The organism is Virgibacillus halotolerans (genome assembly GCF_016908515.1).
Taxonomy (GTDB): domain Bacteria; phylum Bacillota; class Bacilli; order Bacillales; family Amphibacillaceae; genus Virgibacillus_M; species Virgibacillus_M halotolerans.
Genome location: NZ_JAFBEA010000001.1, coordinates 172189 through 198775, shown reverse-complemented (window position 1 = coordinate 198775; position 26587 = coordinate 172189). Strand labels below are relative to the sequence as shown.

Annotated in this window: 28 protein-coding genes and 1 other annotated feature; of the genes, 2 read left to right on the top strand and 26 right to left on the bottom strand. The window is 39.7% G+C overall.

Annotation, left to right across the window (positions count from 1 at the left end; translation table 11 throughout):
* Positions 1-282 precede the first annotated feature (282 nt).
* The 7 genes from dtd to JOC34_RS00965 form a co-directional block, all read right to left on the bottom strand.
* Positions 283-729, bottom strand: coding sequence for a D-aminoacyl-tRNA deacylase (gene dtd, locus JOC34_RS00995; RefSeq protein ID WP_205134846.1), 447 nt, complete (start codon positions 727-729; stop codon positions 283-285).
* 30 nt (positions 730-759) lie between these two features.
* On the bottom strand, positions 760-2967 hold the full coding sequence (locus JOC34_RS00990) for a RelA/SpoT family protein (RefSeq protein WP_205134845.1): 2208 nt from the start codon (positions 2965-2967) through the stop codon (positions 760-762).
* A 201-nt stretch (positions 2968-3168) separates the two neighbouring features.
* On the bottom strand, positions 3169-3681 hold the full coding sequence (locus JOC34_RS00985) for an adenine phosphoribosyltransferase (RefSeq protein ID WP_205134844.1): 513 nt from the start codon (positions 3679-3681) through the stop codon (positions 3169-3171).
* A complete protein-coding gene (gene recJ, locus JOC34_RS00980) occupies positions 3671-5989 on the bottom strand; it encodes a single-stranded-DNA-specific exonuclease RecJ (protein WP_205134843.1) in 2319 nt (772 codons plus the stop codon). The genes JOC34_RS00985 and recJ overlap by 11 nt, the downstream gene beginning before the upstream one ends.
* Before the next feature lie 62 nt (positions 5990-6051).
* Positions 6052-6393, bottom strand: a complete 342-nt coding sequence (locus tag JOC34_RS00975; protein WP_205134842.1) for a LapA family protein — start codon at positions 6391-6393, stop codon at positions 6052-6054.
* 146 nt (positions 6394-6539) lie between these two features.
* On the bottom strand, positions 6540-8795 hold the full coding sequence (gene secDF, locus JOC34_RS00970) for a protein translocase subunit SecDF (RefSeq protein ID WP_205134841.1): 2256 nt from the start codon (positions 8793-8795) through the stop codon (positions 6540-6542).
* A gap of 141 nt (positions 8796-8936) precedes the next feature.
* Positions 8937-9236, bottom strand: a complete 300-nt coding sequence (locus JOC34_RS00965; protein ID WP_205134840.1) for a post-transcriptional regulator — start codon at positions 9234-9236, stop codon at positions 8937-8939.
* A 114-nt stretch (positions 9237-9350) separates the two neighbouring features.
* Here JOC34_RS00965 and spoVB point away from each other — a divergent pair, with 114 nt between their 5' ends.
* Positions 9351-10901, top strand: coding sequence for a stage V sporulation protein B (spoVB, locus tag JOC34_RS00960; RefSeq protein WP_205134839.1), 1551 nt, complete (start codon positions 9351-9353; stop codon positions 10899-10901).
* Between the two features lie 95 nt (positions 10902-10996).
* Positions 10997-11377 carry a TIGR04086 family membrane protein gene (locus JOC34_RS00955; protein ID WP_205134838.1) on the top strand — a complete coding sequence of 127 codons (381 nt, stop codon included), beginning with the start codon at positions 10997-10999 and terminating at the stop codon, positions 11375-11377.
* A 135-nt stretch (positions 11378-11512) separates the two neighbouring features.
* Here JOC34_RS00955 and yajC read toward each other — a convergent pair whose 3' ends face one another.
* The 19 genes from yajC to JOC34_RS00860 all read right to left on the bottom strand — a co-directional run bounded on the left by yajC (position 11513) and on the right by JOC34_RS00860 (position 26307).
* Complete coding sequence (yajC, locus tag JOC34_RS00950) at positions 11513-11773, bottom strand: preprotein translocase subunit YajC (protein ID WP_205134837.1); 261 nt, start codon at positions 11771-11773, stop codon at positions 11513-11515.
* Between the two features lie 292 nt (positions 11774-12065).
* On the bottom strand, positions 12066-13205 hold the full coding sequence (gene tgt, locus JOC34_RS00945) for a tRNA guanosine(34) transglycosylase Tgt (protein ID WP_205135896.1): 1140 nt from the start codon (positions 13203-13205) through the stop codon (positions 12066-12068).
* A gap of 19 nt (positions 13206-13224) precedes the next feature.
* Positions 13225-14253 carry a tRNA preQ1(34) S-adenosylmethionine ribosyltransferase-isomerase QueA gene (gene queA, locus JOC34_RS00940; RefSeq protein WP_205134836.1) on the bottom strand — a complete coding sequence of 343 codons (1029 nt, stop codon included), beginning with the start codon at positions 14251-14253 and terminating at the stop codon, positions 13225-13227.
* Positions 14254-14273: 20 nt separating this feature from the next.
* Positions 14274-14471 carry a DUF2905 domain-containing protein gene (locus tag JOC34_RS00935; protein ID WP_205134835.1) on the bottom strand — a complete coding sequence of 66 codons (198 nt, stop codon included), beginning with the start codon at positions 14469-14471 and terminating at the stop codon, positions 14274-14276.
* Positions 14468-15472: a Holliday junction branch migration DNA helicase RuvB gene (gene ruvB / locus JOC34_RS00930; RefSeq protein ID WP_205134834.1), complete on the bottom strand. Its 1005-nt coding sequence runs from the start codon at positions 15470-15472 to the stop codon at positions 14468-14470. The genes JOC34_RS00935 and ruvB overlap by 4 nt, the downstream gene beginning before the upstream one ends.
* A gap of 18 nt (positions 15473-15490) precedes the next feature.
* Positions 15491-16096: a Holliday junction branch migration protein RuvA gene (gene ruvA, locus JOC34_RS00925; RefSeq protein WP_205134833.1), complete on the bottom strand. Its 606-nt coding sequence runs from the start codon at positions 16094-16096 to the stop codon at positions 15491-15493.
* Positions 16097-16195: 99 nt separating this feature from the next.
* Positions 16196-16927, bottom strand: a complete 732-nt coding sequence (locus JOC34_RS00920) for a YebC/PmpR family DNA-binding transcriptional regulator (RefSeq protein ID WP_205134832.1) — start codon at positions 16925-16927, stop codon at positions 16196-16198.
* A gap of 210 nt (positions 16928-17137) precedes the next feature.
* Positions 17138-17638, bottom strand: a complete 501-nt coding sequence (locus JOC34_RS00915; protein WP_205134831.1) for a YhcN/YlaJ family sporulation lipoprotein — start codon at positions 17636-17638, stop codon at positions 17138-17140.
* A 150-nt stretch (positions 17639-17788) separates the two neighbouring features.
* A complete protein-coding gene (gene nadE / locus JOC34_RS00910) occupies positions 17789-18532 on the bottom strand; it encodes an NAD(+) synthase (RefSeq protein ID WP_205135895.1) in 744 nt (247 codons plus the stop codon).
* A gap of 36 nt (positions 18533-18568) precedes the next feature.
* Positions 18569-19531 (bottom strand): hypothetical protein, encoded by a 963-nt coding sequence (locus JOC34_RS00905; protein ID WP_205134830.1) that lies wholly within the window; start codon positions 19529-19531, stop codon positions 18569-18571.
* Positions 19524-20531 carry a SafA/ExsA family spore coat assembly protein gene (gene safA / locus JOC34_RS00900; RefSeq protein WP_205134829.1) on the bottom strand — a complete coding sequence of 336 codons (1008 nt, stop codon included), beginning with the start codon at positions 20529-20531 and terminating at the stop codon, positions 19524-19526. Before safA ends, JOC34_RS00905 begins: the two co-directional genes overlap by 8 nt.
* Before the next feature lie 184 nt (positions 20532-20715).
* Positions 20716-21570, bottom strand: a complete 855-nt coding sequence (pheA, locus tag JOC34_RS00895) for a prephenate dehydratase (RefSeq protein ID WP_205134828.1) — start codon at positions 21568-21570, stop codon at positions 20716-20718.
* 62 nt (positions 21571-21632) lie between these two features.
* A complete protein-coding gene (gene obgE / locus JOC34_RS00890) occupies positions 21633-22913 on the bottom strand; it encodes a GTPase ObgE (RefSeq protein WP_205134827.1) in 1281 nt (426 codons plus the stop codon).
* Positions 22913-23464 carry a Spo0B domain-containing protein gene (locus JOC34_RS00885; protein WP_205134826.1) on the bottom strand — a complete coding sequence of 184 codons (552 nt, stop codon included), beginning with the start codon at positions 23462-23464 and terminating at the stop codon, positions 22913-22915. The genes obgE and JOC34_RS00885 overlap by 1 nt, the downstream gene beginning before the upstream one ends.
* A 123-nt stretch (positions 23465-23587) precedes the next feature.
* Positions 23588-23878 (bottom strand): 50S ribosomal protein L27, encoded by a 291-nt coding sequence (gene rpmA / locus JOC34_RS00880; protein WP_205134825.1) that lies wholly within the window; start codon positions 23876-23878, stop codon positions 23588-23590.
* 14 nt (positions 23879-23892) lie between these two features.
* Positions 23893-24222 carry a ribosomal-processing cysteine protease Prp gene (locus JOC34_RS00875; RefSeq protein ID WP_205134824.1) on the bottom strand — a complete coding sequence of 110 codons (330 nt, stop codon included), beginning with the start codon at positions 24220-24222 and terminating at the stop codon, positions 23893-23895.
* Between the two features lie 12 nt (positions 24223-24234).
* Complete coding sequence (gene rplU, locus JOC34_RS00870) at positions 24235-24543, bottom strand: 50S ribosomal protein L21 (protein WP_205134823.1); 309 nt, start codon at positions 24541-24543, stop codon at positions 24235-24237.
* Between the two features lie 13 nt (positions 24544-24556).
* Positions 24557-24633, bottom strand: a sequence feature (ribosomal protein L21 leader region).
* Between the two features lie 59 nt (positions 24634-24692).
* Positions 24693-25553 (bottom strand): M50 family metallopeptidase, encoded by an 861-nt coding sequence (locus tag JOC34_RS00865; protein ID WP_239544020.1) that lies wholly within the window; start codon positions 25551-25553, stop codon positions 24693-24695.
* The gene (locus JOC34_RS00860) at positions 25537-26307 is read right to left on the bottom strand and encodes a M23 family metallopeptidase (RefSeq protein ID WP_205134822.1); all 771 of its coding nucleotides are present in this window, start codon (positions 26305-26307) and stop codon (positions 25537-25539) included. Before JOC34_RS00860 ends, JOC34_RS00865 begins: the two co-directional genes overlap by 17 nt.
* Positions 26308-26587: the final 280 nt, after the last annotated feature.

Below are 26587 nucleotides of genomic sequence, written 5' to 3'. Positions count from 1 at the left end.
AATCAACGATGTAGTGCTTCGAATTAATGAATGATAACTGTTTGTGTATACTTCGGACTAAGAATAAGTTGAAATGTTTATGAAATTGACTCCGATGAACCAAAACGGTAATACAAACTGCCGAAAATGAAAATCCATCCTAGCAATTGGAATACGCGAGACTCCTGCGGGAAAAAGGCCTTGATGAGACGCCTTTTCATTTCAAGGTTCTGAAAAAGGTTTTTGAAACATTGCACTAGTTTATCGAAGTAATCTTTTTTGCTCAAAATTATTTTGCTGAAATTAATTCTCTTTACTGTCTAAAGTAATGGTAACAGGGCCTACATTCGTAAACGAAACATTCATCATTTCCCCAAATATGCCGGTTTCTACTGTAACACCTTGTTCTCTTACCAGTTGATTAAACATTTCATACATGGATTTCGCATGATCCGGCCTCGCCGCCTGTATAAAGTTAGGTCTTCTTCCTTTACGTGTATCGGCAAACAGCGTGAACTGGGATATAGATAGGATACTGCCCCCCACATCCATAAGCGACAGATTCATTTTCTCGTTTTCATCTTCGAACACGCGTAAATGAACCATTTTATTGACCAGGTATTTGACATCTTCCAAAGTGTCTTCGTGGGTTACGCCGAGTAATACGACATAGCCATTATCAATTTCACCAGCTATCTTATCCCCTACCATTACACGTGCATCCTTCGCCCGTTGAATGACTGCCTTCATAGATTCAATCTCCTTTGTGCTTTTAAATCGTTACTGCAATGTGCGTGTCACAGTATAAACATCTTTAATTTGTTTAACCCGCTTTACTATTTTCTGTAAATGGTTGGTATTATGAATTAGAATTGTAATTTGTATAATCGCTATTTTATTTCTATCCGATCTACCGTTCACATGCGTAATATTCGTTTTTGTTTCATTCACAGCTTGTAAGACTTCATTAAGCAATCCCCTGCGATCATATCCGGAAATCTCCAAATCCACATGGTATTGCTTTTGACTCATTTGTTCATTTTCCCATTCAACGTGAAGGAACCGCTGTTTAGCCTCTTCCGTCTGAACGTTAGGGCAATCTGTTCGATGTACTGAAACCCCACGCCCTTTTGTAATATAGCCTATGATTTCATCACCTGGTACCGGGTTGCAGCATTTGGATAATCTGACTAATAAATTATTGATCCCCTCAACATGAACACCGGAATCCCGTTTATCTGACTTTCTTTCAACTGTTTCATTTTTTGTTTTTACTTCTTCTAACGTCTGCTCAAGCGCCTGTTCTTTCTGCCTTGTTTCCCGAATTTTATCCGTTAAACGCGTAGCAATTAGTGCAGCAGTTATTCCCTGATAGCCAACCGCCGCATACAGATCTTCTTCACTGGTGAAATTAAACTTTTCATTAATACGCTGGATATTCTCTGTCGTTAGCGCATCCTTTGGATTGATGTTCAATGCCCGAATTTCTTTATAGACAGCTTCTTTTCCTTTGATAATGTTCTCTTCCCGGCGCTGTTTCTTGAAAAATTGTCTGATTTTATTTTTTGCCTGGGAGGTTTGGGTGATATTCAACCAATCCTGCGATGGACCGTAAGAATGTTTCGATGTCATTACCTCGATAATATCACCATTTTTCAATTCATAATCGAGTGATTCCATCTTGCCATTTACTTTCGCACCAATGGTTTTATTGCCAATTTCTGTATGAATTCGATAAGCAAAATCAAGCGGCACCGACCCCGACGGTAATTCAATGACATCGCCCTTCGGTGTAAACACATAAACCATATCGGAAAAAAGATCAACCTTCAATGACTCCATGAATTCTTCGGCATCGTGTGTGTCATTTTGCCATTCTAGAATTTCCCTGAACCATGTCAGTTTTTCTTCAAAGGATTTCTTATCATTATTTATTTGCTTTCCTTCTTTGTACGCCCAATGTGCAGCAATGCCATATTCAGCAATTTCGTGCATTTCTTTTGTACGAATTTGCACTTCTAATGGATCACCTTTCGGTCCAATAACCGTAGTATGCAAGGATTGATACAAATTAGGTTTTGGCATCGCGATATAATCTTTGAACCTGCCTGGCATCGGTTTCCAGCATGTATGGATAATCCCAAGTACGGCATAACAATCCTTGATACTGTCAACAAGAATACGAACTGCCAGCAGATCATAAATTTCGTTGAATTGTTTATTTTGTTTTACCATTTTTCGGTAAATACTATATAAATGCTTTGGTCTACCGGACATTTCAGCTTCGATATTCACTTCTTTCAGCTGTTCAGAAACTTCATCCATTACTTCTGCAATATAAGATTCCCGCTGTTCTCTTTTTTGTTTCATTAATTGTACGATCCGGTAATATTGCTGTGGATTTAAATACCGTAATGCTGTATCTTCTAGTTCCCATTTAATCGTCGACATTCCTAATCGATGTGCCAATGGAGCGAAGATTTCAAGCGTTTCATTGGAGATGCGTCGTTGTTTCTCGGGAGATAAATGCTTTAATGTACGCATATTGTGCAACCGGTCTGCAAGCTTTATTAAAATAACCCGAATATCCCTGGCCATTGCGACAAACATCTTCCGATGGTTTTCTGCCTGTAATGCTTCTTTTGATTTATATTTAATTTTCCCCAATTTGGTTACACCATCAACAAGCATGGCCACTTCATGATTAAATGTTTCTTCTATATCCTCAAGTGTAATTGCTGTATCTTCAACAACATCATGTAGAAATCCGCCCGCAATGGTTTCTGGGTCCATTTCCAGATCTACTAAAATACCGGCAACCTGGACCGGATGAATAATATACGGTTCACCGGACTTTCTGTATTGATCTGTGTGTGCCTTTACTGCAAATTCATAAGCACGACGAATAAAAGCAGCATCATCATCCGAAAGATACGCTTTAACATTCTCCATTATATCTTCAATTGTAACAATATCATCTTTAGCCATATGATCACCTTTATTCGCTGTCTGGTTAATTAATAGTATTAAAAACTTTTGTCGAAATGTAAAGTAAAAAGTTTATTTAGATTAAATTATTAGATAATCTGTCACTTTTTACCTATCTTTCGTCTTGTAGAACAGGTATAAGAATAGGTCTGACAATTGAACCCTGTTCATTGCCAGACCCGATATACTTATTGCTTGCGCTTAATATGTCATTAGTGCCAAAACATCATAGCCATCCAATTTCTTTAAGCCGTCAAGATAACTAAGCTCGATTAAAAATGCGCAACCAGCTACGATTCCGCCCAATGATTCCACTAATTTAATTGTTGCTTCTATTGTACCACCTGTAGCAAGTAGGTCATCTGTGATCAACACACGCTGTCCAGGTTTGATCGCGTCTTTATGCAATGTTAACACATTTTCCCCATATTCAAGCCCGTAATCTACTTTGATCACTTCACGGGGTAGCTTTCCTTCTTTCCTTACTGGTGCAAAACCGATCTCTAACGCGTAGGCTACCGGACAACCAATAATAAAGCCCCTTGCTTCCGGTCCAACGATAATATCGATTTCCTTGTTGCTTGCATAGGTTACAATTTCGTCCACCGCAGACTTAAATGCCTTCCCATTGTCCATCAATGGGGTGATATCTTTAAATTCAATGCCTTCTTTTGGCCAATTATCAACTATTTTTATATATTGTTTATAATCCATAGGTCAATTCCTCCTCGGGGCTTGGCAATTTGTCCATACAGGACGTAAACCATTGTTTTAGTTCTTCGTAATTAGCGTAATACAATATTTTTTCAATATGTCCTTGATTGAGACGCTGCTTATATACCATTGCTTCTGTTAAATCCGCTTTAACAGGGTTCGCATTGATTTGTACAATACCATTTTCTATCGTCACAAATTTCAATTCAGCAAACACTTTTGCGATGAAAATGATCTGATCTTTACTCCATCCTTTGGCATTCAAGATCGTGTTCATTTCTTTTTTTAGATCTACAGCCTTTCTTTGATGTACAAGCGCGTAGAACCACTTAAATTCATCCCTGGTCGGGAATACTTTCAAGTAAGTACTGTCTTTCACGTAAAAACATGCATGTATATTAACCGGCTTGGTTATACGAACAATTTCCTGTAGCTGTTTTAAGTCATTTGGTAGGTCAAATAGATATAGGTTGTCTGTTTCCGACAACGTGATAGGATCAACATCATAAGTGGTTTGTTCTGCAAATGGAGTCATTTGCTCTTTGCTATTACAAATGATTAAATCCCGTTGCTCATGATTTACATAGGTCAAAATATCTAGTTGCTTATTACCTCGGTGGTCAAACAACTGCCAATCATCAATCTTCATATCCTGTATAATCATTTGCGCTTTTCTGTTGCCGTTCCACTCGTTTATTCCCAACGCTCCAACAACCATGAGCGCTGTATGAGCAGAAAGATGCGGGTATAACTCCCCCATCCCAAAACCAATCCCTTCCATTTGGGCACCATCTTTTTTAAATTGCAGCTTTAAATGATTTCTTGCACTGCCGATTTGCCTTGCATCTAAAGGTATTTCTTTGATTTGGAATACAGGCTTGGGATTTTTCATCCCAAACGGGGCAAGCCGTTCTATTTCGTTGATAAGTGCCTCATTAATATCATCTACAGAAATTATATCACTAATCTCAATAACCTGTTTAAAATCGTCTTCAGTAAGTTGCTGAGATATGAGCACATCTAATTCCTGCTGAATTTGTGACATGTTTTCCAGTGGAAGTGTCATACCTGCTGCCTGGGAATGTCCGCCAAAATGGGTAAACAGATGTCTGATTTGCATGCAGTTTGTAAACAGGTCAAATGCCGGAATACTTCTTGCTGATCCTTTGACTTCGTTTGTATCCGGAAGAATGGTCAAGACGATTGCTGGACGGTCATATTTTCGGACAAGCTTTGAGGCTACGATCCCTAGTACACCAGCATTCCAACCTTCTTTCGCAACAATAATCACGCCTTTTGTCACGTTAGGGTCAACCATTTTCTCTGCTTCTTCAACGATATTGCTGACAATTTGCTGTCTTTCCAGGTTAATACTTTGAATCTCTTCAGCAATCTCCGCAGCAACCTCTGGATCATCTGTCATTAATAATTGAACCGCTAAATCAGCATCTTGCAATCTGCCTACCGCATTTATTCTTGGACCGATTAAAAACCCAACGTCTTCCTCTGTTACATTGCCTTCGATTTTACATAAGCGTTTTAATGCTTTAATTCCAGGATTATTTGTGATCGTTAATGCATGCAATCCATAATATGCTAGTATTCGGTTTTCATCCACTAGTGGAACGAGGTCTGCAATGGTTCCGATCGCCACAAGATCCAACAGCTGTTTCGGCAAATAACCTAATAGCTCTTGGGCAAATTTAAAAGCAACCCCTACACCTGCTAATTCCTTAAATAAATAATCAGGTGAACACTTCGGATGAAGTATCGCAAATGCATCCGGCAATGATTCCTGTGGTTCATGATGATCTGTGATGATCAAATCAATGCCCAAGTGTTTCGCAACATCTGCTTCCACTATCGAAGCGATGCCAGTATCAACGGTAATAATTAATGTGAATCCATTCTCACTAGCCGTTTGAAACGCAGCCTCATTTGGTCCATATCCTTCCGTAAAACGGTTTGGAATATAATAGTCACAGTCAGCACCAAGTTCTTGTAGCGTTTTTAACATCAGTGTTGTCGAGCTTACGCCATCAGCATCATAATCGCCAAAAATCAATATTTTTTCTTTGTTTGCAATTGCATCGTGTACACGATCAGAAGCTTTTTTCATATCAGTAATTCCTGATGGATTATGTAAATTTTTAATATCAGGTGAAAGAAATCTCGCAGCTGCTTCTGCACTTGTAATATCTCTTTGCAATAACAGTTCTTTAACTATTGGGGATAGTTCCAGTTCCCCATCCTGCCATTGTTTATCTTGTGTTGTCTTATATTTCCAGTTTGCTTTACTTTGTAACATTATTTCACCCCTGATTCATTCATTATACATGAGTAGTATCAGGGGTGGCAATTAGAATTCATTTATTTGTTTTCTTTTGTTGATTTTCCTTGTTTAATTTCTGTTCTTGTCTTATTTTGCGGTTTCTCTTTTAGTAAACCATGCTTTTCCAATGTTTTATTCATTCGATCATTGTCTGCTTGCATTTTCTTTACTTCACGTTGTAAATGAACCATTCTTTTCGCACCGACCGCAAAAGTGATGATTCCGCCCATTAATACGGAAAACAAGATAATTAAGATAAGTGGTGACTCACCACTCCAAAATAAATAATTCACTTCAACTGCTTCTACATTGGTGACAGCGAAAACCGATACAATGATGACGAAAATAATGGCTAGAATAACATACGTTTGCCCTTTCATTAAATCCCTCCTACTTGCCCATGCTCTAGAAGTCTGAACATGTGTAATTTATTTCACCTATCAATCCTTACGATACCCTTTTTTCCACTGTATTAAGCAAAAACAAACCCTTGTTACAATTTATGTACAAGGGTTTGTTTTCCCGATTAAACTTGTGGTCCGTCCACGCGTTTTTTCTTTCTAAAGTCTACAGGTTTCTTTTTAAGCATTTTCCCGCGCCACACTAACCACAACTGTGCAGCCAAGAATACAGATGAATATGTTCCTGCAATAAGCCCAACTGCCAGAGCAATCGCAAATCCTTTAATGGACGCTGCTCCCAATACAAGGAACGCAAGTACAGCTATTAACGTTGTCAAGGAAGTATTAATGCTTCGGGTAAATGTTTGCACAATACTTCTATTCACAATGCCTGCAAGTTTTTTAAACGATTTAACTTGTTTTTCTTTCCGCAAGTTTTCCCTGATTCGGTCAAAGACAACAATTGTATCATTAATCGAATAACCGATAATCGTCAGCAAGGCTGCAACAATCGTGACATCAAATTCAATTCGCGTAACGCTGAAGATGACCAGCATGAAGAATGCATCATGTATCAATGCCAGCATGGCTGTTAATCCAAAGAAAAACTCAAACCGGAATGCGACATAAATCAGCATACCAACTAAGGCAATCCCCAAAGCGTACATAGCATTTTTAACGAGTTCCTGCCCAACTATGGGTGATACAACACTCACATTCGGATCGTTGCCATATTTCTCACTGAAAAGGGATTTTACATCCGCTACATCGTTTTCTGTTAGCACTGTATCATATCGGGTTACCGCTATTTCATTATTATCTCCGGAAATAACGGTTGATTTCGGTTCCAGTCCCAATTGTTCTAAATCGGCCTCTATTTCCTCGCCTGTCAGACTTTCATCCGACAATATTTCAATTCTTGTACCACTGGTGAAATCAATTCCTGGATTCATCTTAAATACTGCCAACAGTCCTGCCCCAATAATAATCATAATGGCAGAGGCGATAATAAACTTCTTGCGGTGTTGTACAATATTGAATTGACGGTTAAAGAGTTTTGGCTCTTCCTCCGTTTTATCAGCAATATCTTTGATATCTGCCTTTTTTACACCAAACCAGCCTGGACGTTTCTTAAGGAATGGACTTTTCATCCATAAGTTCATAAACAATCTCGTACCAAACACGGCGGTTAAAAAGCTAACCAAAATACTGATGATTAACATCGTAGCAAACCCTTTGATAGAGCTTGTCCCAAAGATAAATAACACTGCAGCAGCTAACATCGTTGTAATATTGGCATCTAGGATCGTTATAAACGAACTTTTGGATCCTGCTTTAATAGATGACATGATCGATTTACCGGACCGGATTTCTTCTTTTATCCGTTCAAACGTAATCACGTTCGCATCCACAGCCATCCCGACCCCTAAGATCAGAGCGGCTATTCCCGGCAACGTTAACACACCATTCATTAATTGGAACACAACCAGAATTAAATAAATATAAATAATTAAGTTAATCGATGCTATCATGCCTGGGAAACGATAGATCCCCAGCATAAACAGCATTACTAGTGCTATCCCAACAAAACCGGCAAAAATGGTTTGATTTAACGCCTTTTCACCAAATTGTGCGCCGACAGAAGTAGAGTACTTCTCTGTCATATTGACTGGCAGGGAACCTGAATTAATAACATCTGCTAATCGCTTGGCAGATTCAACAGTAAAGTCTCCGGAAATTTGCACGTTTGTCGTGTTCAATGTTTCTTTTACACTCGGTGCTGAAATGAATTTCGGTTCTTCCTTCCCTGCTTCTGCTTCGTAAGAATCACCATCTTGGTAATCCATCCAAATGACTAACAGATTGTTCGGGGCACCCATGTTTTTAATATCGGTAGTAACTTCACCAAATTTCGCCGCGTCCTTCAATTGCAATGTCACAATCGGAGAATTAGTTTGTGTATCAAAATCCTGCTTGGCACTACCTTCCTTCACATCTGAACCGTCTAATAATTCATTATCATCTACATCGCGAAAGGATAGCCGTGCTGACGTTGCCAGCATTTCACGTGCTTCTGTCTGATTATCGACTCCCGCCAACTGGACACGGATTCTGTCATCTCCTTCAATATTAATGACGGATTCACTAATCCCGAGGCGGTTGACACGGTCATTTAATGTTTGGACAGTACCTTCCATTAATTTACTGTTTATTTCCTGGTCTTTATCAACGGGTTCCACTTCATATAACACTTCGAAGCCCCCTTGAAGATCCAAACCAAGGTTTATATTTTTTGCTACGCCTGTAACCGTTGTTCCAATCGTTGCAGCGAATACCACGATGATTAGAAAAAAGGCAACAATTCTGCCTCTGTTTTTCATTTGCCAATTGCCTCCCTTTAAAAATTCCTAAAGTGAAACTTCATTCTGAAGAGTTATCTCCTTCACTAATTTCCGGTTATCAATCATTTTTGAGTTGGGGTTTTACTGTCCATTAACATGCCATAAAACAATATGTAAATACTATGCGTTATGCTTTGATCCGTTTGTCAGTGCCGCTATGGAAGCAGATAAGTCATCATTCTGATAAGCTTCCACCGTTAAATAACTCAAATAAATATTTGAACCAAGGTGAAGAATATCCTGAACAACTTCATGGATGCGCTTGTCAGGATTTCCTTTCCACACTTTTTTTGTAAGACATTTCCAAATATCTTCACTCGTTGCCCGAGTATATCCCATTTGATGAAATTCATAGACCTTACTCTCTAATGCCGGTCCAATTAGCGTTTTCCACTCGTTTACTTCTTTTACTGTTTCCATGGTTTACCTCCTATTCCCGGAGTATGTCATTTCGCTTGTCATGCTTGACCCACTTTATTGCATATACATTATTGTATAGCAAAAATTATTTTTTGAGAAGGTAGGTAAGCTAAAATGTCCAAACAAACTTTCCTACAAGGAACGTTAATTTTAATCGTAGCGGGTATGATCACCCGTCTGCTCGGTTTTGTCAATCGTATCGTCCTTGCACGATTACTGGGTGAGGAAGGTGTCGGGCTTTATATGATGGCATTTCCTACCCTGATTCTAATAATTGGGGCAACACAGCTTGGCTTACCTGTCGCCATCTCCAAAAGAGTGGCAGAGGCCGAAGCAAACAACGACCAGACAAAGGTTAAAAAGATACTTATCGTTTCATTGATTGTAACCGCGGTATCCAGTGTCATTTTTACAACCGTTATGATTCTCGCCGCACCATTTATAGCTAAAAACCTATTAACAGATCCACGGACATTGTATCCCTTGATCGCGATTAGTCCAATTGTGCCAATTACAGCCGTTTCCGCTGTGCTAAAAGGCTATTTTCAAGGCAAGCAGAATATGAAGCCCCAAAGCTATGCACTGGTTATTGAGCAAGTAGTCCGCATTACATGTGTAGCGCTCTTCATCAACTTGCTGTTACCGTATGGCATTGAATTTGCGGCTGCCGGAGCGATGTTCAGTATTATTCTCGGCGAATTCATTTCTTTATTATACATGATTCATATGTTTAAGCGAAAGAAATTAATTAAAATACGCACCCGATTCTTTACCTATTTAAAATCAAGTAAAGATACACTGAAGGAATTGTTCTCTATTGCCCTTCCCAGTACCGGTAGTCGTATGATCGGTTCCATCTCTCACTTTCTAGAACCAATCATTGTTGCAAACGGGTTGGCAATTGCGGGAATTACCAGTTCGCTAGCAACGAAACAATATGGGGAACTGACAGGGTATGTACTGCCATTACTGTTTTTGCCTACGTTTATCACGCAATCATTATCGATTGCTTTGGTTCCGTCGATTTCAGAGGCAGGAGCAACATTAAATAACAAATTAATTCATTACCGGATCCATCAGTCAATTCGTATCTCATTTGCATCCGGAGCAATAGCCACAATTGTTTTATGCTTATTCTCTGTACCTATTTTAACATATATGTACGGTACATCGAATGCAAGTCATATTCTAATATTCATGGCGCCTTTTTTCATCTTACTTTATATCCAGTCCCCATTACAGGCCGCACTGCAGGCCCTTGATTTAGCGAAACAAGCTATGTGGAACAGTTTAATTGGCGCAGCTGTTAAATTGACGTTAATGTTCCTCCTGGCGTCCAATCCCGACTTTGGGATTAAGGGTGTCGCTATCGCAATGTCTGTCGGGGTCGTTCTCGTAACATCATTACATTTAGTTTCGTTGCAAAAGGCCATTCATTTTTCCATTCCTTTTAAAGACTTAGTCAAAATGATCCTGTTGCTTTTAATGACATGGGGAACAGGCACATTCTTGAAAAAAATATATGACACCATCGACCCAAATCTTTTTCTTTTCGGACTCGTACTGATTGGTTTAACCATTATTTATATCATTTTCTTATTTCTATTAAAGTTTATTACAAAAGAAGAATTAAAACAAATACCAATCATTCAAAAGTTTATTTAGCGTGTTGAAGAAATAATTATAAAATTTTTCGTCTATTTCTTTATCCTCAGAATAAACTGATTGTAAACGGACAATCCTAAGGGGGTTTTGATTACATGCGTAAACAGTATATTACAGCATTAATGTATGGATGGATTATTGTACTTGGCTTAATTCTAATTACAAGTTTACTTTTAGCCTTATTACTTCGTTTCACCACTTTTAACGACCCGACTTTATCATGGCTTGCTTTCGCAATTGGACTAATCGCTTTATTCATTGGCGGTTTTGTCGCAGGAATGAAAGGAAAGGCAAAAGGATGGATTATTGGTGGTATAACAGGGGCCGGGTTCACATTATTAATCTTCCTGGTTCAGTACCTAGGATATCACCAAGGCTTTTCCCTAGAACAATCACTATATCACGGCGGTTATATCCTGGCAGCGCTCCTTGGTGGCATGATTGGTGTAAATATGACCAGCCCTGCGAACGACTAAACCTTCATGCGTATTCAAAAAGGAGGATAAAGTGAAACTCCTTCATTCAGTGGGGGTTTTACTGCCCGCCAAACAGCAATCAAAAGACAAAAAGAAGCTAATACAGGTTGTATTAACTTCTTTTTTTAATTCCATTTATTGTTGCTTTACATCTCGGATCGCTGAGCGGTCGTATGTAAGTTTAACACCGTCTCCTGCGTTAATTACTACTGTATTCTCATCTATTGCATGCACTTCACCATGAAGTCCGCCAATCGTAACTACTGTATTCCCTTTTTGTAGATCAGACTGCATTTGTTTCACTTGTTTTTGTCGCTTTTGTTGCGGACGTATAAGTAGAAAATAGAATATCACGAACATTAAAATGATCGGTGATAACGAAATAAGCATTTCCATTCTGTTTTTCCCCCCTTTCAAATTTAATCCTTTAACAGTTGTTCAAAAAGCCAGTAAAAATGACACATCGAATTTCTGAAGTTATGCTTTTCCGTTGCACACGGCTAAGGAACTTCTACTTCTGTACAAGTCCGTTCCGTTACGGAGCTGCGCCACCTCGAACTTTCGATGCACAGGACGTGTGCTAGCGTCGGCGTCGCAACAGATCACTTCGGTGGGACAAGTAGTGCAGTCCCAGAATGCCTGCGAAATTAGCCGACTCTGTCCTTTTCATCCTTTTTGATCCTGCACTTTAAAAGTTCTTTGCGTCAGGTAGGTTCAACCCATATTGTTCAAAGAATTCCTCTTTAAAGTCACCAAGTCGATCTTCGCTTATCGCAATTCGTACTTGCTTCATCAATTTTAACAGAAAATATAAGTTATGATAAGTGGTAAGTCTAAATCCGAACGTTTCATTGCATTTTATTAAATGTCGGATGTATGCACGGGTGTAATTTCTACATACGTGACAGTCACAATTCTCATCAATCGGACTAAAATCTTTAGCATATTTGGCATTTCTGACAACTAGTCTTCCGTTTGAAGTCATGCATGTACCATTTCGAGCAATTCTTGTTGGTAATACACAATCAAACATGTCCACCCCTCTAATAGCACCATCAATTAATGCATCAGGTGAACCCACACCCATCAGATAACGCGGTTTATCGTCCGGCAGCAATGGGGTTGTAAATTCCAGAACCCGGTTCATGACGTCTTTCGGTTCACCGACAGAAAGTCCGCCAATTGCATACCCGGGAAAATCGAGTGACGTTAAATCTCTGGCGCTTAACTTCCTTAGTTCTTCGTGTTCTCCGCCCTGAATAATACCAAATAGCCCTTGTACGTCTGGACGCTCGTGCGCCGCTAAGCAACGCTCCGCCCAGCGTGAAGTTCTTTCTACAGAAGCTTTCATGTAATCATAGGACGCTGGATATGGTGGACATTCATCAAACGCCATCATGATATCCGATCCGAGTACATTCTGAATCTGTGTTGCTTTCTCAGGAGACAAGAACAGCTTCTCTCCATTTAAGTGACTGCGGAAATGAACACCTTCTTCTTTAATATCCCGCATATCACTTAAACTAAAGACTTGGAACCCACCTGAATCTGTCAGAATTGCCTTATCCCAGTTCATGAATTTATGAAGTCCGCCAGCCTCGCGAATAACATCTTCACCAGGACGAAGCCATAAATGATACGTATTAGAAAGAATGATGTTCGCATTCATTTCCATTAAGTCTTCCGGACTCATCGTCTTCACGGTCGCAAGCGTACCAACCGGCATAAACGTCGGCGTATCAAACGATCCATGTGGTGTATGGACGCGTCCGAGCCTTGCGCCCGTTTGTTTACAAGTTTTAATCAATTCATAAGTTATTGGTGTCATCAATTATTCGAACCTCTTCTCAAAGAATTAGCATGGCATCTCCAAAACTAAAGAAACGATACCTTTCTCTTACTGCCTCATTGTAGGCGCTTAAGATTGTTTCTCTGTTTGTCAACGCACTGACAAGCATAATCAACGTCGATTTCGGGAGATGAAAATTAGTAATTAAACCATCAATCGCCTGAAATTCATAGGGCGGATAAATAAATATATCCGTCCATCCGGTTGCTTCGACAAATGTTCCTTGATTATCTCTCGCGATTGTCTCCAATGTTCTCGTTGATGTCGTGCCAACAGAAATAATTCTTCCATTATTTTCTTTTACCTTGTTTAATGTATCCGCAGTGTCTTTTGTCATATGATAAAATTCCGAGTGCATTTCATGATCATCAATTTGATCGACACTAACAGGGCGGAATGTTCCCAGACCGACATGCAATGTGATAAATGCGATCGTAACACCCATCGCTCTGATCTCATCCAACAATTCATTTGTAAAATGCAGTCCAGCTGTTGGCGCCGCCGCTGAACCTTCTTCCCTCGCAAAAACGGTTTGATAACGTTCTTTTTCTGGCAGCTGTTCTTTAATATATGGTGGCAACGGCATTTCGCCTAATTCATCAAGCACTTCATAAAAAATACCGTCATACGTGAATTCTAGCGTTCTTCCACCATGGTCTTTTATTTCAGTACAAGATGCTTTCAGCTTGCCTTCCCCAAAAATAAGCTGTGTGCCTAACTTTACTTTTTTAGCAGGCTTTACCAGCACTTCCCAACTGTCTCGCGCTTGCTGATGAAGCAGCAATACTTCAATGTTCGCTCCTGTATCTTGTTTTACTCCATGTAATCTTGCCGGCAGGACACGTGTATCATTTAATACAAGACAATCCCCTTTTTTAAAATATCCTTTGATATCTGTAAAATGCTGATGGGATATGTCGCCTGTTTTCCGATTCAATACGAGTAACCTGGATGCAGTGCGGTCCAGTAGTGGCGTTTGTGCAATAAGTTCTTCTGGTAAATCAAAATTAAAATCTTCTATATTCATGATGAATCTCCTTACTGTAGCTAACGAAATTTCCCAATGATGAAAAAGACAAGTGATAAAATAATACTAACGACAATCGAAGTCATAATCGGAAAATGGATGGAAACATTTCCTTTCTTAAAGGTAATATCACCAGGTAATTTCCCAATAAATGTCCAGATCAATCCAATGATAAGGAACACAATGCCGACTGCTATAAATAGCTTGCCAATATTCATTGTTCATCATTCGCCTTTATGCCAAAGTGGGCATATGCTTTTGGTGTTATAACTCTTCCCCTTGGTGTTCGCTGGATAAAACCAATTTGCAATAAGTATGGTTCATACACATCTTCAATCGTTTGCGGTTCCTCTCCGATCGTTGCTGCTATGGTATCCAAACCTACGGGTCCACCTTGATAGCCGTCGATAATCCCCCTCAATAGTTTATGATCGATATGATCGAGACCAGCATCATCCACTTGCAACATTTCCAAGGCTAAATCCGTTGTTGCTAAACTAATTTCCTTTTCTCCTCTAACTTGTGAGATATCGCGAATTCTTTTTAACAAGCGGTTCGCGATCCGTGGTGTACCCCTAGATCTTCTTGCAACCTCTGCAGCTGCATCTTTTGAAATATTCGTTTCGAAGATGTCTGCGGTACGTTCCACGATAGAACATAAATCCTTCGTTTCATAAAATTCAAGTCTGCTAAGCACTCCAAAACGATCGCGCAATGGTGCGGTTAGAAGACCCGCCCGCGTTGTCGCACCAACCAATGTAAATGGCGGTAAATCAATTCGTACTGACCTCGCGCTTGGCCCAGTACCGATCACGATATCAAGGAAAAAATCCTCCATGGCAGGATATAAAACTTCTTCTACCGCACGCGGCAGCCGGTGGACTTCGTCAATAAACAGGACGTCCCCTGGTTCCAGTGAAGAAAGTACCGCGGCCAGATCACCGGCCCTTTCGATGGCGGGACCGGATGTTGAACGAAATTGAACACCCATTTCATTGGCAATAATTGCAGCCAGTGTTGTCTTTCCCAGTCCTGGTGGGCCGTACAACAATACATGGTCAAGTGGTTCCTCCCGCATTTTAGCTGCCTGAATAAAAATGCTCAGGTTTTCTTTTACCTTATGCTGTCCAATATATTGATTAAGATTGGTCGGACGGAGACTCAGTTCAATCGAAGCGTCCTCCCCCTGTACTTCTCCGGTAACCATTCGTTCATCCATTCACAGATCCCCCCTTTCTTAATTTCTCATTAATAATGCCAATGCTTTTCGGATTATTTCATCCGTGTTTGTCTGCTCATCGGTTTGCAGCATCGGAATAATTGCTTTGATCTCCCGTTCCGTATAACCTAAAGCCTTTAATGCTTCCTGTGCCTCCTGCAAGCCTTGTAGCGGTTTTTGACCTACTACTTTGCTACCGTCTGTTTCAGTAGTTATTGATAACGCTGCCGTCAGCTTCCCTTTCAAATCAAGGATAATCTGTCTGGCTGTTTTCTTGCCGACTCCAGGAAAGCCTGTTAAATACTTTTCATCTTCCTGTTCGACCGCCGCCACAAATTCAGAAACATCAACACTGCCAATGATCCCGCTGGCACCTTTAGGGCCAATACCGGAAACAGAGATCAGCTTTGTGAATAAATATTTTTCATCTTCTGTTTTAAAACCATATAAGAGTTGTGCGTCTTCCCTTACATGTTGGTATGTATAGATCATTATTTCTTTGTTTAATGATGATTGAAACTCGAACGGATTCCCACAAATTATTTCATAGCCAATCCCCTGAACTTCAACAATAACAGCATCATCCTGAATATATGTCAGCAACCCTTTTACATATGCAATCATGCCTTTTTCTCCTTTGCAATCCTCAAATCCATTTTACCATATTCAACAGCAAAATAATAAACTTCTATTCCCCATGTAGAAATAGAAGTTTATATCAACTTATTCTGAGACTTCTAAATTATGATGCACATCTTGAACATCTTCGTCTTCCTCAAGCATATCAATCAAATTTAACATTTTTTCTTCATCTTTCGCTTCCAGCTTACTGTAATTTTGCGGTAACATTGTAATTTCTTCATTGTCTAGGCTGTAACCAGCTTCGGTTAGATGGTTGCAAACCGCTTCAAAATTTTCTGGCGTTGTATAGATCTCATAAGCGCCATCCTGCACGGTTATATCTTCTGCACCGGCTTCGATTGCCTCCAATGTAATGTCGTCCTCATCTATACTTCCATCCTCATTTAAAATAACAATATAACCTTTTCGCTCAAACATAAACGAAACACAGCCATTTTCACCTAAATTTCCGCCGTTTTTACTAAATGCATGTCTCACTTCTGCTGCGGTTCTATTTTTATTATCCGTTAGAACATTAACGATGATTGCCGTTCCACCCGGTCCATAACCTTCATAAGTAAGTTCTTCGAAGTTCGCACCATCCAATGCTCCGGTTGCTTTTTTTATTGCACGCTCAATGTTGTCATTCGGCATATTATCTGCTTTCGCTTTATCAATCGCAAGCCGCAAAGTTGGATTTGTATCAGGGTCTCCCCCACCTCTTTTAGCTGCTTCATAAACTACTTTTGCATGACGCATAAAGATTTTTCCTCTTTTTGCATCTTGTGCATTTTTTCTTCTTTGAATATTGTGCCACTTAGAATGACCTGCCATCGGACATTCTCCTCTCTACAAAAATTCCCTTTTTTACTATATCAAATATCAGTAAAAAAGAAAACCTTCACATCCCTAATAAAACAGGCGCATCTGTTTTATTTTAAATATAACGTAAGCAAGAACTCACAGTAATGTGGCGTTACTGTCATAAAAGTTCTCGCTTACAGTCCCATGCGACGGCACCGAAATCCGCTTAATATTTTATATCTATTTTTTATTAAAAAAATCAAGGATGTCATTCCCAAAGTTTTTGGACTTCAGCTTTGTATCAATATTTTTCATCCGCTCCCAGTGCGGGTCATCTGTATAAACGACAATTTGTTTATCCGGGACTATCGTTTGTATTTCTTCCCGAAGATTTTCCGCTATATAATGATCCTTATGCTTATTTAACTTTACAGATACAATAACACGGTCCTCCGTTGAGGCCACCTGTGCTTGCACAATATCTCTTCTTTGCTCCAAAGCTTGGGAAAGCCTTATAGACTCATCATTCGTAAATGCATCCGAGTAACGTGCTGGATTATCATCCATATAAGGATTGTTTTCCTCGTCCATCCTCATATTTTGTTTATCATTTGGATCGTAATGAATCGGTCGTGTTTTTTCCGTTGACTGGTTATTGTATTGTACATTTCCATCTTTTGTATTTGTACAAGCAACAAGAATCGCAGCAAGGAATAACGTTATGATCACTTTTTTATACATAAAAACCACCTCCTTAACGATTAGTTTGTGTTAAGCAGGCGGTTCTATGAAGATTATTAAATGGTATTTATCTCCGCAACATTACTCATACACCTGGTCCTTATAGGCAAGCAAGCAGTAAGTGCCAACCAACTTTGAACCAAGTCACCCTTATCGATTGCGTCTGAATTGTGGTAGCGGATTACGTTTATGTTCTGTGTTTTGGTGCATGCGCTCAATAATAACTTTATCTGCTTCCGGAACGTCTTTTCCTTGCACATATGCATCAATCTTTTCGTAGGTTGTACCCATTTCTATTTCGTCTGTTTGCCCTTCCCATAAATCAGCACTCGGCTGTTTGTTTACCACTTCATCTGGTACCCCAAGATAGCTCGCCATATCTCGAACTTCCTGTTTAGAAAAGTCAATGATCGGCTGAATATCTACGCCTCCATCACCATATTTTGTAAAATAGCCAGTATACCATTCTGATGCATTGTCCGTGCCAACGACTAAATAATTATAATTTGTTGCTAACGTGTATAACGCGCTCATTCGCAGTCTTGCCCTCAAGTTCGCTCCTGCCAGCTGATCGTTTTTATCGTGAAATTCATTTTTTTCTTTTAAAAGTGATTTCATTTGCTCATACATGGTGCTGTGGGTTTCTGTTAAATCAACAGTTATCGCATTGATGCCACAGCTGTTAATCACTTTCTCTGCATGACTTAAATCAGCCGCTTTTGTTTGAATCGGGAGAATTGCTCCTAAAGAATTGTCTGGTGCTGCTCGCTTCATTAAATGTGCCACCACTGCAGAATCAAGCCCTCCACTTACACCCGTAATTAAACCCTTTACACCTGCATCTTTCACTTGTTCCTGTAACCATACTACAATTTCATTTACTGTCTTTTCCATTCCCATGTGCATTACTCCTTTGCATAACATCATTTCCTATATCGATTTTAGCATTGTTTTGGTGTTTTTCAAAAAGACATGTCGTTTCTGCCATTCTTTTTCCATATTGGTCATATATTTATTCACATCCGAAGGCTCTCTTTTAGCACCAGATATGAAATAAAACCATTCCCGCATCAAATCACTTGGTATAAACACAGCGTAAAGCCATGGCTTTACTTCTTTGTTTTTGACCATATCATATGCGAGCAGTTTTTCCAGATCCCAATTTAAATGAGGTAAAAACCGTTGGGTTAATTGAATATGATCGTAAATTTGCGCTGTTGATTGCAGTAAATCAAAATCGATAAGATAGGTACCCTTGCCTCGAATGAAATTATGGGATGCAACATCTCCATGTGTCCATAAACCATTTTTCAATGCCTCTTCTTCATATCGCTCCCAGGGGAATTGTGTAGTAGACTTCAATTGAGAGCTGGTCATTTGGACAATATCTTTATATAAATGGGCAAAACCATTTTCTTTAAATAAATCTTTCGTTTTTTTAAATGCTAACAAACGCCAATACCAGCAAATTAACATATTCTCTCTCTTTAAGGGGCTCGTGATATTAATACTTACTGCATCATGGTGAAAGTGCTTGAGGGCTTTTACGGCTTCTGTCCGATCTACAGCATTTTTATAATATAATTTTTTCCCGCTAACATATGGGGCAATTGTCCACCAGGTATCATAACCAAAAATCGCTTTCTTTCCATTAGGAAATCGGATAAATCGGACAGCATTGGATGATGGCAACTTTTGAAAAAAATCCCATTGTTGTCGTACATTTTCCTGTTTATGATGTTTTTTTAAAATAAGTTCTTCTTTATTATTTGTCTCCAGATAAAATACATGTGGTTTAATCGTTGTTAGCTGTCTGATTGCAAGCATGCCCTTTTGCCATAAAAAAGAAGAGAGACGATTGTAACATTCGTCTCCGTTTGTAGTATTATTCACCTGCCGTTTCATCCGGTTTCTGATCTTGCGTATTTGAAAAGTCCGGATATGCAGGCGGGGTGGGATATAGGTTTTGACTACTGACGTTATTCGCAAACTGTGGTGGATACATATTTCCTGGCTGTGACGCTTGTAATGGATGTGATAGTGACTGGCTCATTTCTTGTTGATTGCCACGCATGTTAAATGGTTCCATCGGTATACTTTCCCGACAGCCGCAGTCATCGTTGCCTCCCATATGCATCGGATTGAACTGCATCTCCATAGCATGATGTGGTGGCTGATGTGCAGACATTTGCTCACATGGCATCCCTTGCTGCATTTGGTGGTGAGCCGGCTGAAGCCATTCCGGATTCACCATGATTGGAAATGGTGCCTGTGGATAACAAGGATGCATCATATGGCAGCATAACGGCATCATATGGGCTGGTTCTGGCTGTGGCATTGGATAGGGCATCGCCTGGAACTGTGGTTGCGGCATTGGGTGCATTGGTTGTGTTTCAGCTTTGGCATATTCTTTTGGCTTTGGCATCGGCTTTTGATGCATCTCTGTTTTGACATGTTCCTTCGGCTTCTCTTTCTTTGCTTCATGATGTTGTGGCATTTGCGGGAAGTTAATCGTTGTATAATTTTGAAACTCCTGCTCCATGATTGGTTGTGCAGGCATTTGTTGTAATGGCTGTACAGGCATTTCCGGTTTAGGGATCATTTTATTATGATGGTCATCTTCTTTAATGACCGGCATCGGCTTCGGTGTGTGATCCTGATAGGGATGTTGGGTTTCCTTCTTTTGCATTTCCTTTTTCGGCATTTCCTTCGGTGTTGCTGTTTCCTTTTTAACAGCTTTGGAATTGCTTGGGATTTTTATTTTCATTCCTGGCATGATCATATCCGGGCTTGCTAGCTGCGGGTTTGCCTGTTTGAGTGCTTCAAAATCAACTCCATACTGTTTAGATAGCTCCCACAATGTATCTCCTTTTTGAACGATGTGTATTTTCAAAACTGACCAAACTCCTTTCCATTCTAAAAACTGGGCTAATTACTCTGTATCAACATATGCAGGGAATTGACAAATGTTGAAAAATATTTCCCGAATAATAAAAACACCGTCGTTCTCAAATGGAGAACGACGGTGTTTTTATACAGTGAAATTTCATTCAGAGGGGAGTTTACTTCCCATTAACCTATGATAATTTCATATGATAGACCGGATATGTACCTAGAATGTTCACTTTACAGCCCAGTGCCTCTAATTCTGCCTTGACTCCTGGGAAAAGCACATCATCAAACGGTTGATCGACATCAACAATGAAAAAGTAATTTCCCAATCCAGTTTTCATGGGACGTGATTCAATTTTGGACAAGCTCATTTTACGCCAAGAAAAAGCGGAAAGCACCTGATGCAAAGCACCGGCATAATCGCTTGGCAATGTAATTAACAGACTTGTCTTTTCATGTTGAATCTCATGTTTGATTTGTAATAATCCTTCATCCTTTGCCAACACAGCAAATCGAGTATGATTATTTGGGTAATCATGTACATTTTCTTCATAGATTTGCAGACCATACTCTTCGGCTGCAAGGCTATTACCAATGGCTGCGATCGATTCCGTTGTTTCACTGATCATTTCAGCAGCCCTGCCTGTCGAAGAGGCAAAATGAATTTTTGCCCTTGGCAGGTGTTTATGGATATATTGATGACATTGTGCAATTGCATGACTATGTGAATGGATTTGTTCAATGTCAGATAATACACCTGAAAAGTCCGGATGTACAAGTAAATGCTGCTCGATCGGTACAACAATCTCTGCCATAATCGGCAGTCTTACTTGATGTACAAGATAATCAACTGTTAATTGCACGGTTCCTTCAATCGCGTTTTCAAGTGGCACAACCCCAATATCAATTTCTCCGGAATCAACAGCATCAATACATTCGGGGATCGTTGTAAAGCCCTCTTTATGTTCTCCGTTAAATGCTGTATCAACCGCCAATTTTGTAAATGTTCCCCTTGGCCCCAAATATCCTATTGTAGTCAAAAAAACTTCCCCCTTTGTTATAAATGCATACTCTTTTCCTACTATTTTACCAGCTAATTCGTTTACTCAATAAATTCAAATTCATAAGCCAATAAACGAACGGTGTCGCCGTCTTTTGCCCCGCGTTTTCTTAATGCCTCATCAACGCCCATTCCTCTTAATTGACGGGAGAAACGCTGCACTGCTTCATCACGGTTAAAATCGGTCATCGTAAACAGTTTTTCAATCTTATGACCCGATAAGACATAAGCACCATCCGGATCCCGTGTAATTTCAAATGGAGCATCCTCTGCTTGATAACGATAAACAACTTTCTCGTCGATATCATCTGTCGCCAATTCCGTTTTTGGAATCGCCTCTAATTTATCCGCAATCGCAAATAATATATCCCGCAGCCCTTTCTTTGTTAGGGCTGAAATCGAATATACAGGGGTCTCGGTACCCAATCTGGAGATAAACGCTTCCAGATTTTCCTCTGCACCAGGCATATCCATTTTATTCGCTGCAATAATTTGCGGGCGGTTCGTTAGCTTTTCGTCATATGCTTTTAATTCTTCGTTAATTTTTAAATAATCTTCATAAGGATCTCTGCCTTCTGTGCTTGCCATATCGATCACATGGACGATAACCCTTGTCCGTTCTACATGACGCAAGAATTGATGACCTAATCCAACGCCTTCATGTGCGCCTTCAATTAGTCCTGGTAAATCTGCCATGACAAAGCTGCGATGATCACTCGTATCGACAACACCTAAGTTTGGAGCTAATGTTGTAAAATGATAATCAGCAATTTTAGGCTTGGCTGCACTCACAACAGAAATAAAGGTCGACTTCCCTACACTAGGAAAGCCAACAAGACCCACGTCAGCGATTAATTTCAGTTCTACCTGTATATTCCTCTCCTGACCCGGTTCACCGTTCTCCGCCATGTCTGGTGCCGGATTACGGGGGGATGCGAACCGTGTATTCCCACGTCCACCTCTACCACCATTAACAATCACTGCCTGCTGCTCATGTGTAACTAAATCTGCAATAACCTCGCCAGTATCTTCATCCTTCACAGTCGTACCTGGAGGAACCGCAACAATTAAGTCTGTTGCATTTTTTCCGTGCATTGTTTTACTCATTCCGTTCTCTCCGCGTTTTCCTTTGAAATGCCGATTATAACGAAAGTCCATTAAGGTGTTCAGCCCCTCATCAACTTTAAAGATAACGTCACCGCCATCACCGCCATCACCACCAGATGGACCACCGAGCGGAACATATTTTTCGCGTCGGTAAGCCACGAGGCCATTCCCACCGTCACCCGCTTTTACATATACACTAACCTGATCTACAAACATTACTTTTCACCTCGCACACTATATAGAATCGGAAAATGAAACGTCAATCCATCCGACGTTTCAAAAACATAAATCTCATTTTCCTGTTCCATACATGTTTCCTTTATTATTTGATTATCCAGTATATGAAGATAGTCGTCTACAAATATAGATACTTCAATTCGTGCTGGATTTTGTTTTTCTGCTAGCTCAAGCTTAATTTCAAATTGGTCTTCCGGCCGACAAAACGCATTGATTTTATCGATAATCGCAATACTCTGCTTAGTCAAACGGTCATCCACATCATGAAGCTGTTTATCTTCAATATGTATTTGATAGTTTAAATGCAAGCGATCATAAATATGATTAAACCGAATGACCCATAACGTAAATTTCGCAGCCCCTAGGTTCAACAATTTTCGTTCTTCATTATCTTTGATCAGGCGTTCACTAATTTTCTTCGTTACATTATCTACTTTTCCCATACTCAGATAACCATATACGATTTGTAAATCATTCATCAAATCATGTCGATAATGCTGTAAAATATCGACAACATCCTTCTCATCCATCGCCACACACCCCATTACCAAAAAGTATAGCAGAAAAATATCCTAAAGCATATCAGTCCCACTGATATCTTAAGTAAAAAAACTCCAGCCATACAAATTGGCTGGAGTTTCAATAATGAATGATTACGCTTCTTGCGCGACTGGCTGAATACTTACTTTTTTACGATCACGACCGAAACGTTCGAATTTCACAATTCCGTCGATCTTAGCAAAAAGTGTATCATCTCCACCGCGACCAACGTTTTCACCTGGATAAATTTTTGTACCGCGTTGACGGTAAAGAATAGATCCACCTGTTACAAACTGTCCGTCTGCACTTTTTGAACCAAGACGTTTTGACGCAGAGTCACGTCCGTTTCTTGTACTACCGGCACCTTTTTTCTGTGAGAAAAATTGTAAATCTAGACGTAGCATAATGCTGCACCTCCTTATTTACTCCTTATATGGATAAACTGTCTATATTCCTGTTCAATCGATTTCAAAGAGATAAGCATACCTTCAAATAAGAGCTGTACCTTCTCCATTTTTTCACCTTGCAGTGATTTGGGCAGGCTGACAAGAAGGTATCCACCCTCTGCCCCTTGCTCAATTTCAAGATCTGCTTCACATAATTCTGTCACAGCGTTCACCGTTCCAATTGACACAGCAGAAACACCTGCACACACTAAATCATAGCCATATGGACCACTCTCAGCATGGCCGGACAGTTCAAAGCCTGTCATTAAATTGTTCGATCGATAAACCGTTACTTGAATCATATGATAAAATCCTTATAGGTTAATTTTGTCAATTACTAATTTCGTGTATGGTTGACGATGACCTTGTGTACGATGATAATTTTTTCTACGCTTGAATTTTGTTACAGTAACTTTTTTCTGACGACCGTGTTTTTCCACTTTGGCCGTTACTGTTGCACCTTCAACGTATGGCGCGCCAACTTTAACATCATCTCCGCCAACAAAAAGAACTTTTTCAAAAGTAACAGCTTCATTTGCATCTGCTGTAACTTTTTCTACGTAAATTTCCTGACCTTCAACAACTTTAACTTGTTTACCGCCTGTTTCAATAATAGCGTACATACCTTGCACCTCCTTGATTACTCAGACTCGCCATGCAGGTACCCTGAAACACATGGGTTTACGACCTGATCTGCGCGGTTGTAGCACTGGTGCTACGTTGATGAATAACGTATTGATATTATCACGAATTACAGGGACTTGTCAAGAAGTTATTGATTTAGAATCTCCCCGATTGTTTTATCATATTGTTTATCATGAAAATAACTGCGCAAACACTCGCTTTCGTCCATTGTTATTCGTTTTTTTTCTGAAAAGGTAACATAGACGGGATGCTTTTTTTCCTGTCTAAATTGGGCAAATACATCCATTAAAACATGATCATTTGAAACATGGATCGGCTGCACAACCTTAACAGCTGCGTCTCCTTCGTATCGTTTTAATAAGAAACGGATAAACACATAATAGCGCCGCTTCCAATCTGACCGATTTTCTGAAAAGAGGAAAATCATCAGTAAAAAAGTGCTTAATGTAAAAGGAAACAAGGCTAATTGCAATAGCAACAGTAAAATACTGATGACCATTGATGATATAATCGTTGTATGATAGGCCTTTTTATAGGGCGAATAGGAAGCTAGAAATAGGAATAAAAGTTTACCGCCATCTAATGGCCAAATCGGCAATAAATTGAACATAATAATTGCTGTATTATAATACCATGCTAATTCTAAAATGGAAACTGGTACCAAGTCCAGATTGGATAGTAAAAATAGAATCAGATAAATAACAACGTTTTGCAGTGGACCTGCACTGGTGACCAGTGCTTCTTCCTTGATTGGTCTGGTACCGTGCTCGTCCGTTTCCATGACGCCACCAAATACCCACAACATAATATGCTTAATTCGCCAATCAAACAATCTGGCAACCGTATAATGACCGAGCTCATGGAATAACACGATGGCTAAGATAATCGCTAGTTCCATAAACGTCCCGGTTAAAAAAGAAATGATAATAAATACGATTAAGATGGGATGAACATGGATGGTTGGTAAATAGTTATGGCGTGTCGTCAACTTTTATCACCTGGACAGGATCAATATAAGTATTATCTTTTTCGATTGAGAAATATACCGATTCATTTTCAGTCGATGGCGCAAAACTGCCTACTTGGTCACTATTTTTAACAAACTGATACAAATGTACATCCATATCACTTAAATAACCATAAGTAGATGTGGTACCATCTGCATGCTGAACCACAACCGTTTTATCTGTTTTCCGGTCCTTTCCTGCAAAAATAACAATCCCATCCCGAACAACCGATACTTCCGCAGTTTCTCCAGGTGCGATCATCATTCCCTGTCCATTCGATTGAAATGTTTCCTGCACACTTCCACTTACAGGCAATGCCAGTTGGCTATTGGCATCTGTTGCCGCCTGGTTTGATTGTGCCGTAAAGGCTAAGGGACTACCAAAGGATTTCTGATACCACAAGTTAACTTTGGCAAACGGGAATTCCTTTGTTAATACGCCACTGGTCCAAGCTTTTGGCTTATCAAGTAAAGCTGCATCTGATTGCCCTAATAACGCAACACTAAAAAATAGTAGCACAGATAGTATCGCTTTTAGCATGATGCCTGGAGCCAGCTTGCTTTTTTGGCTGCTCGAAAAACTATCGTCCGGCAAAAGTGGTAAATAACCATGCTTCTCTTCTTCTTGAGGAAATGCCGGTAAAACTTGCTTCTTAGCTCCGTCTTTCGGCGTCAATCCACGCACTTTCTTTCGCTGCGCTATTGATTGGCGAACCTTTTTCACACCATTATCCATTATCCTCACAATCCTTCTCATACATTTGTACAAGTTTATGAGAATGGATAGCTATATATGAATAAAAAAAGATGTAATGAAAGTTTTTCTTTCACTACATCTCTTTTGATTCGGCTGTTTTCTAAAAGATTGTTTTTTTATAAGTAAAGAATCTTAAAAGTAGGTATAAATTGCGGCATAATAAATTGGGTTTCTTGTCTACCGTGGAAAGCGACTACCAGTAGCGAAAATCAACATCCCAATTACGTTGCGGTATATCAAGAGCAACAAAGTATATGAA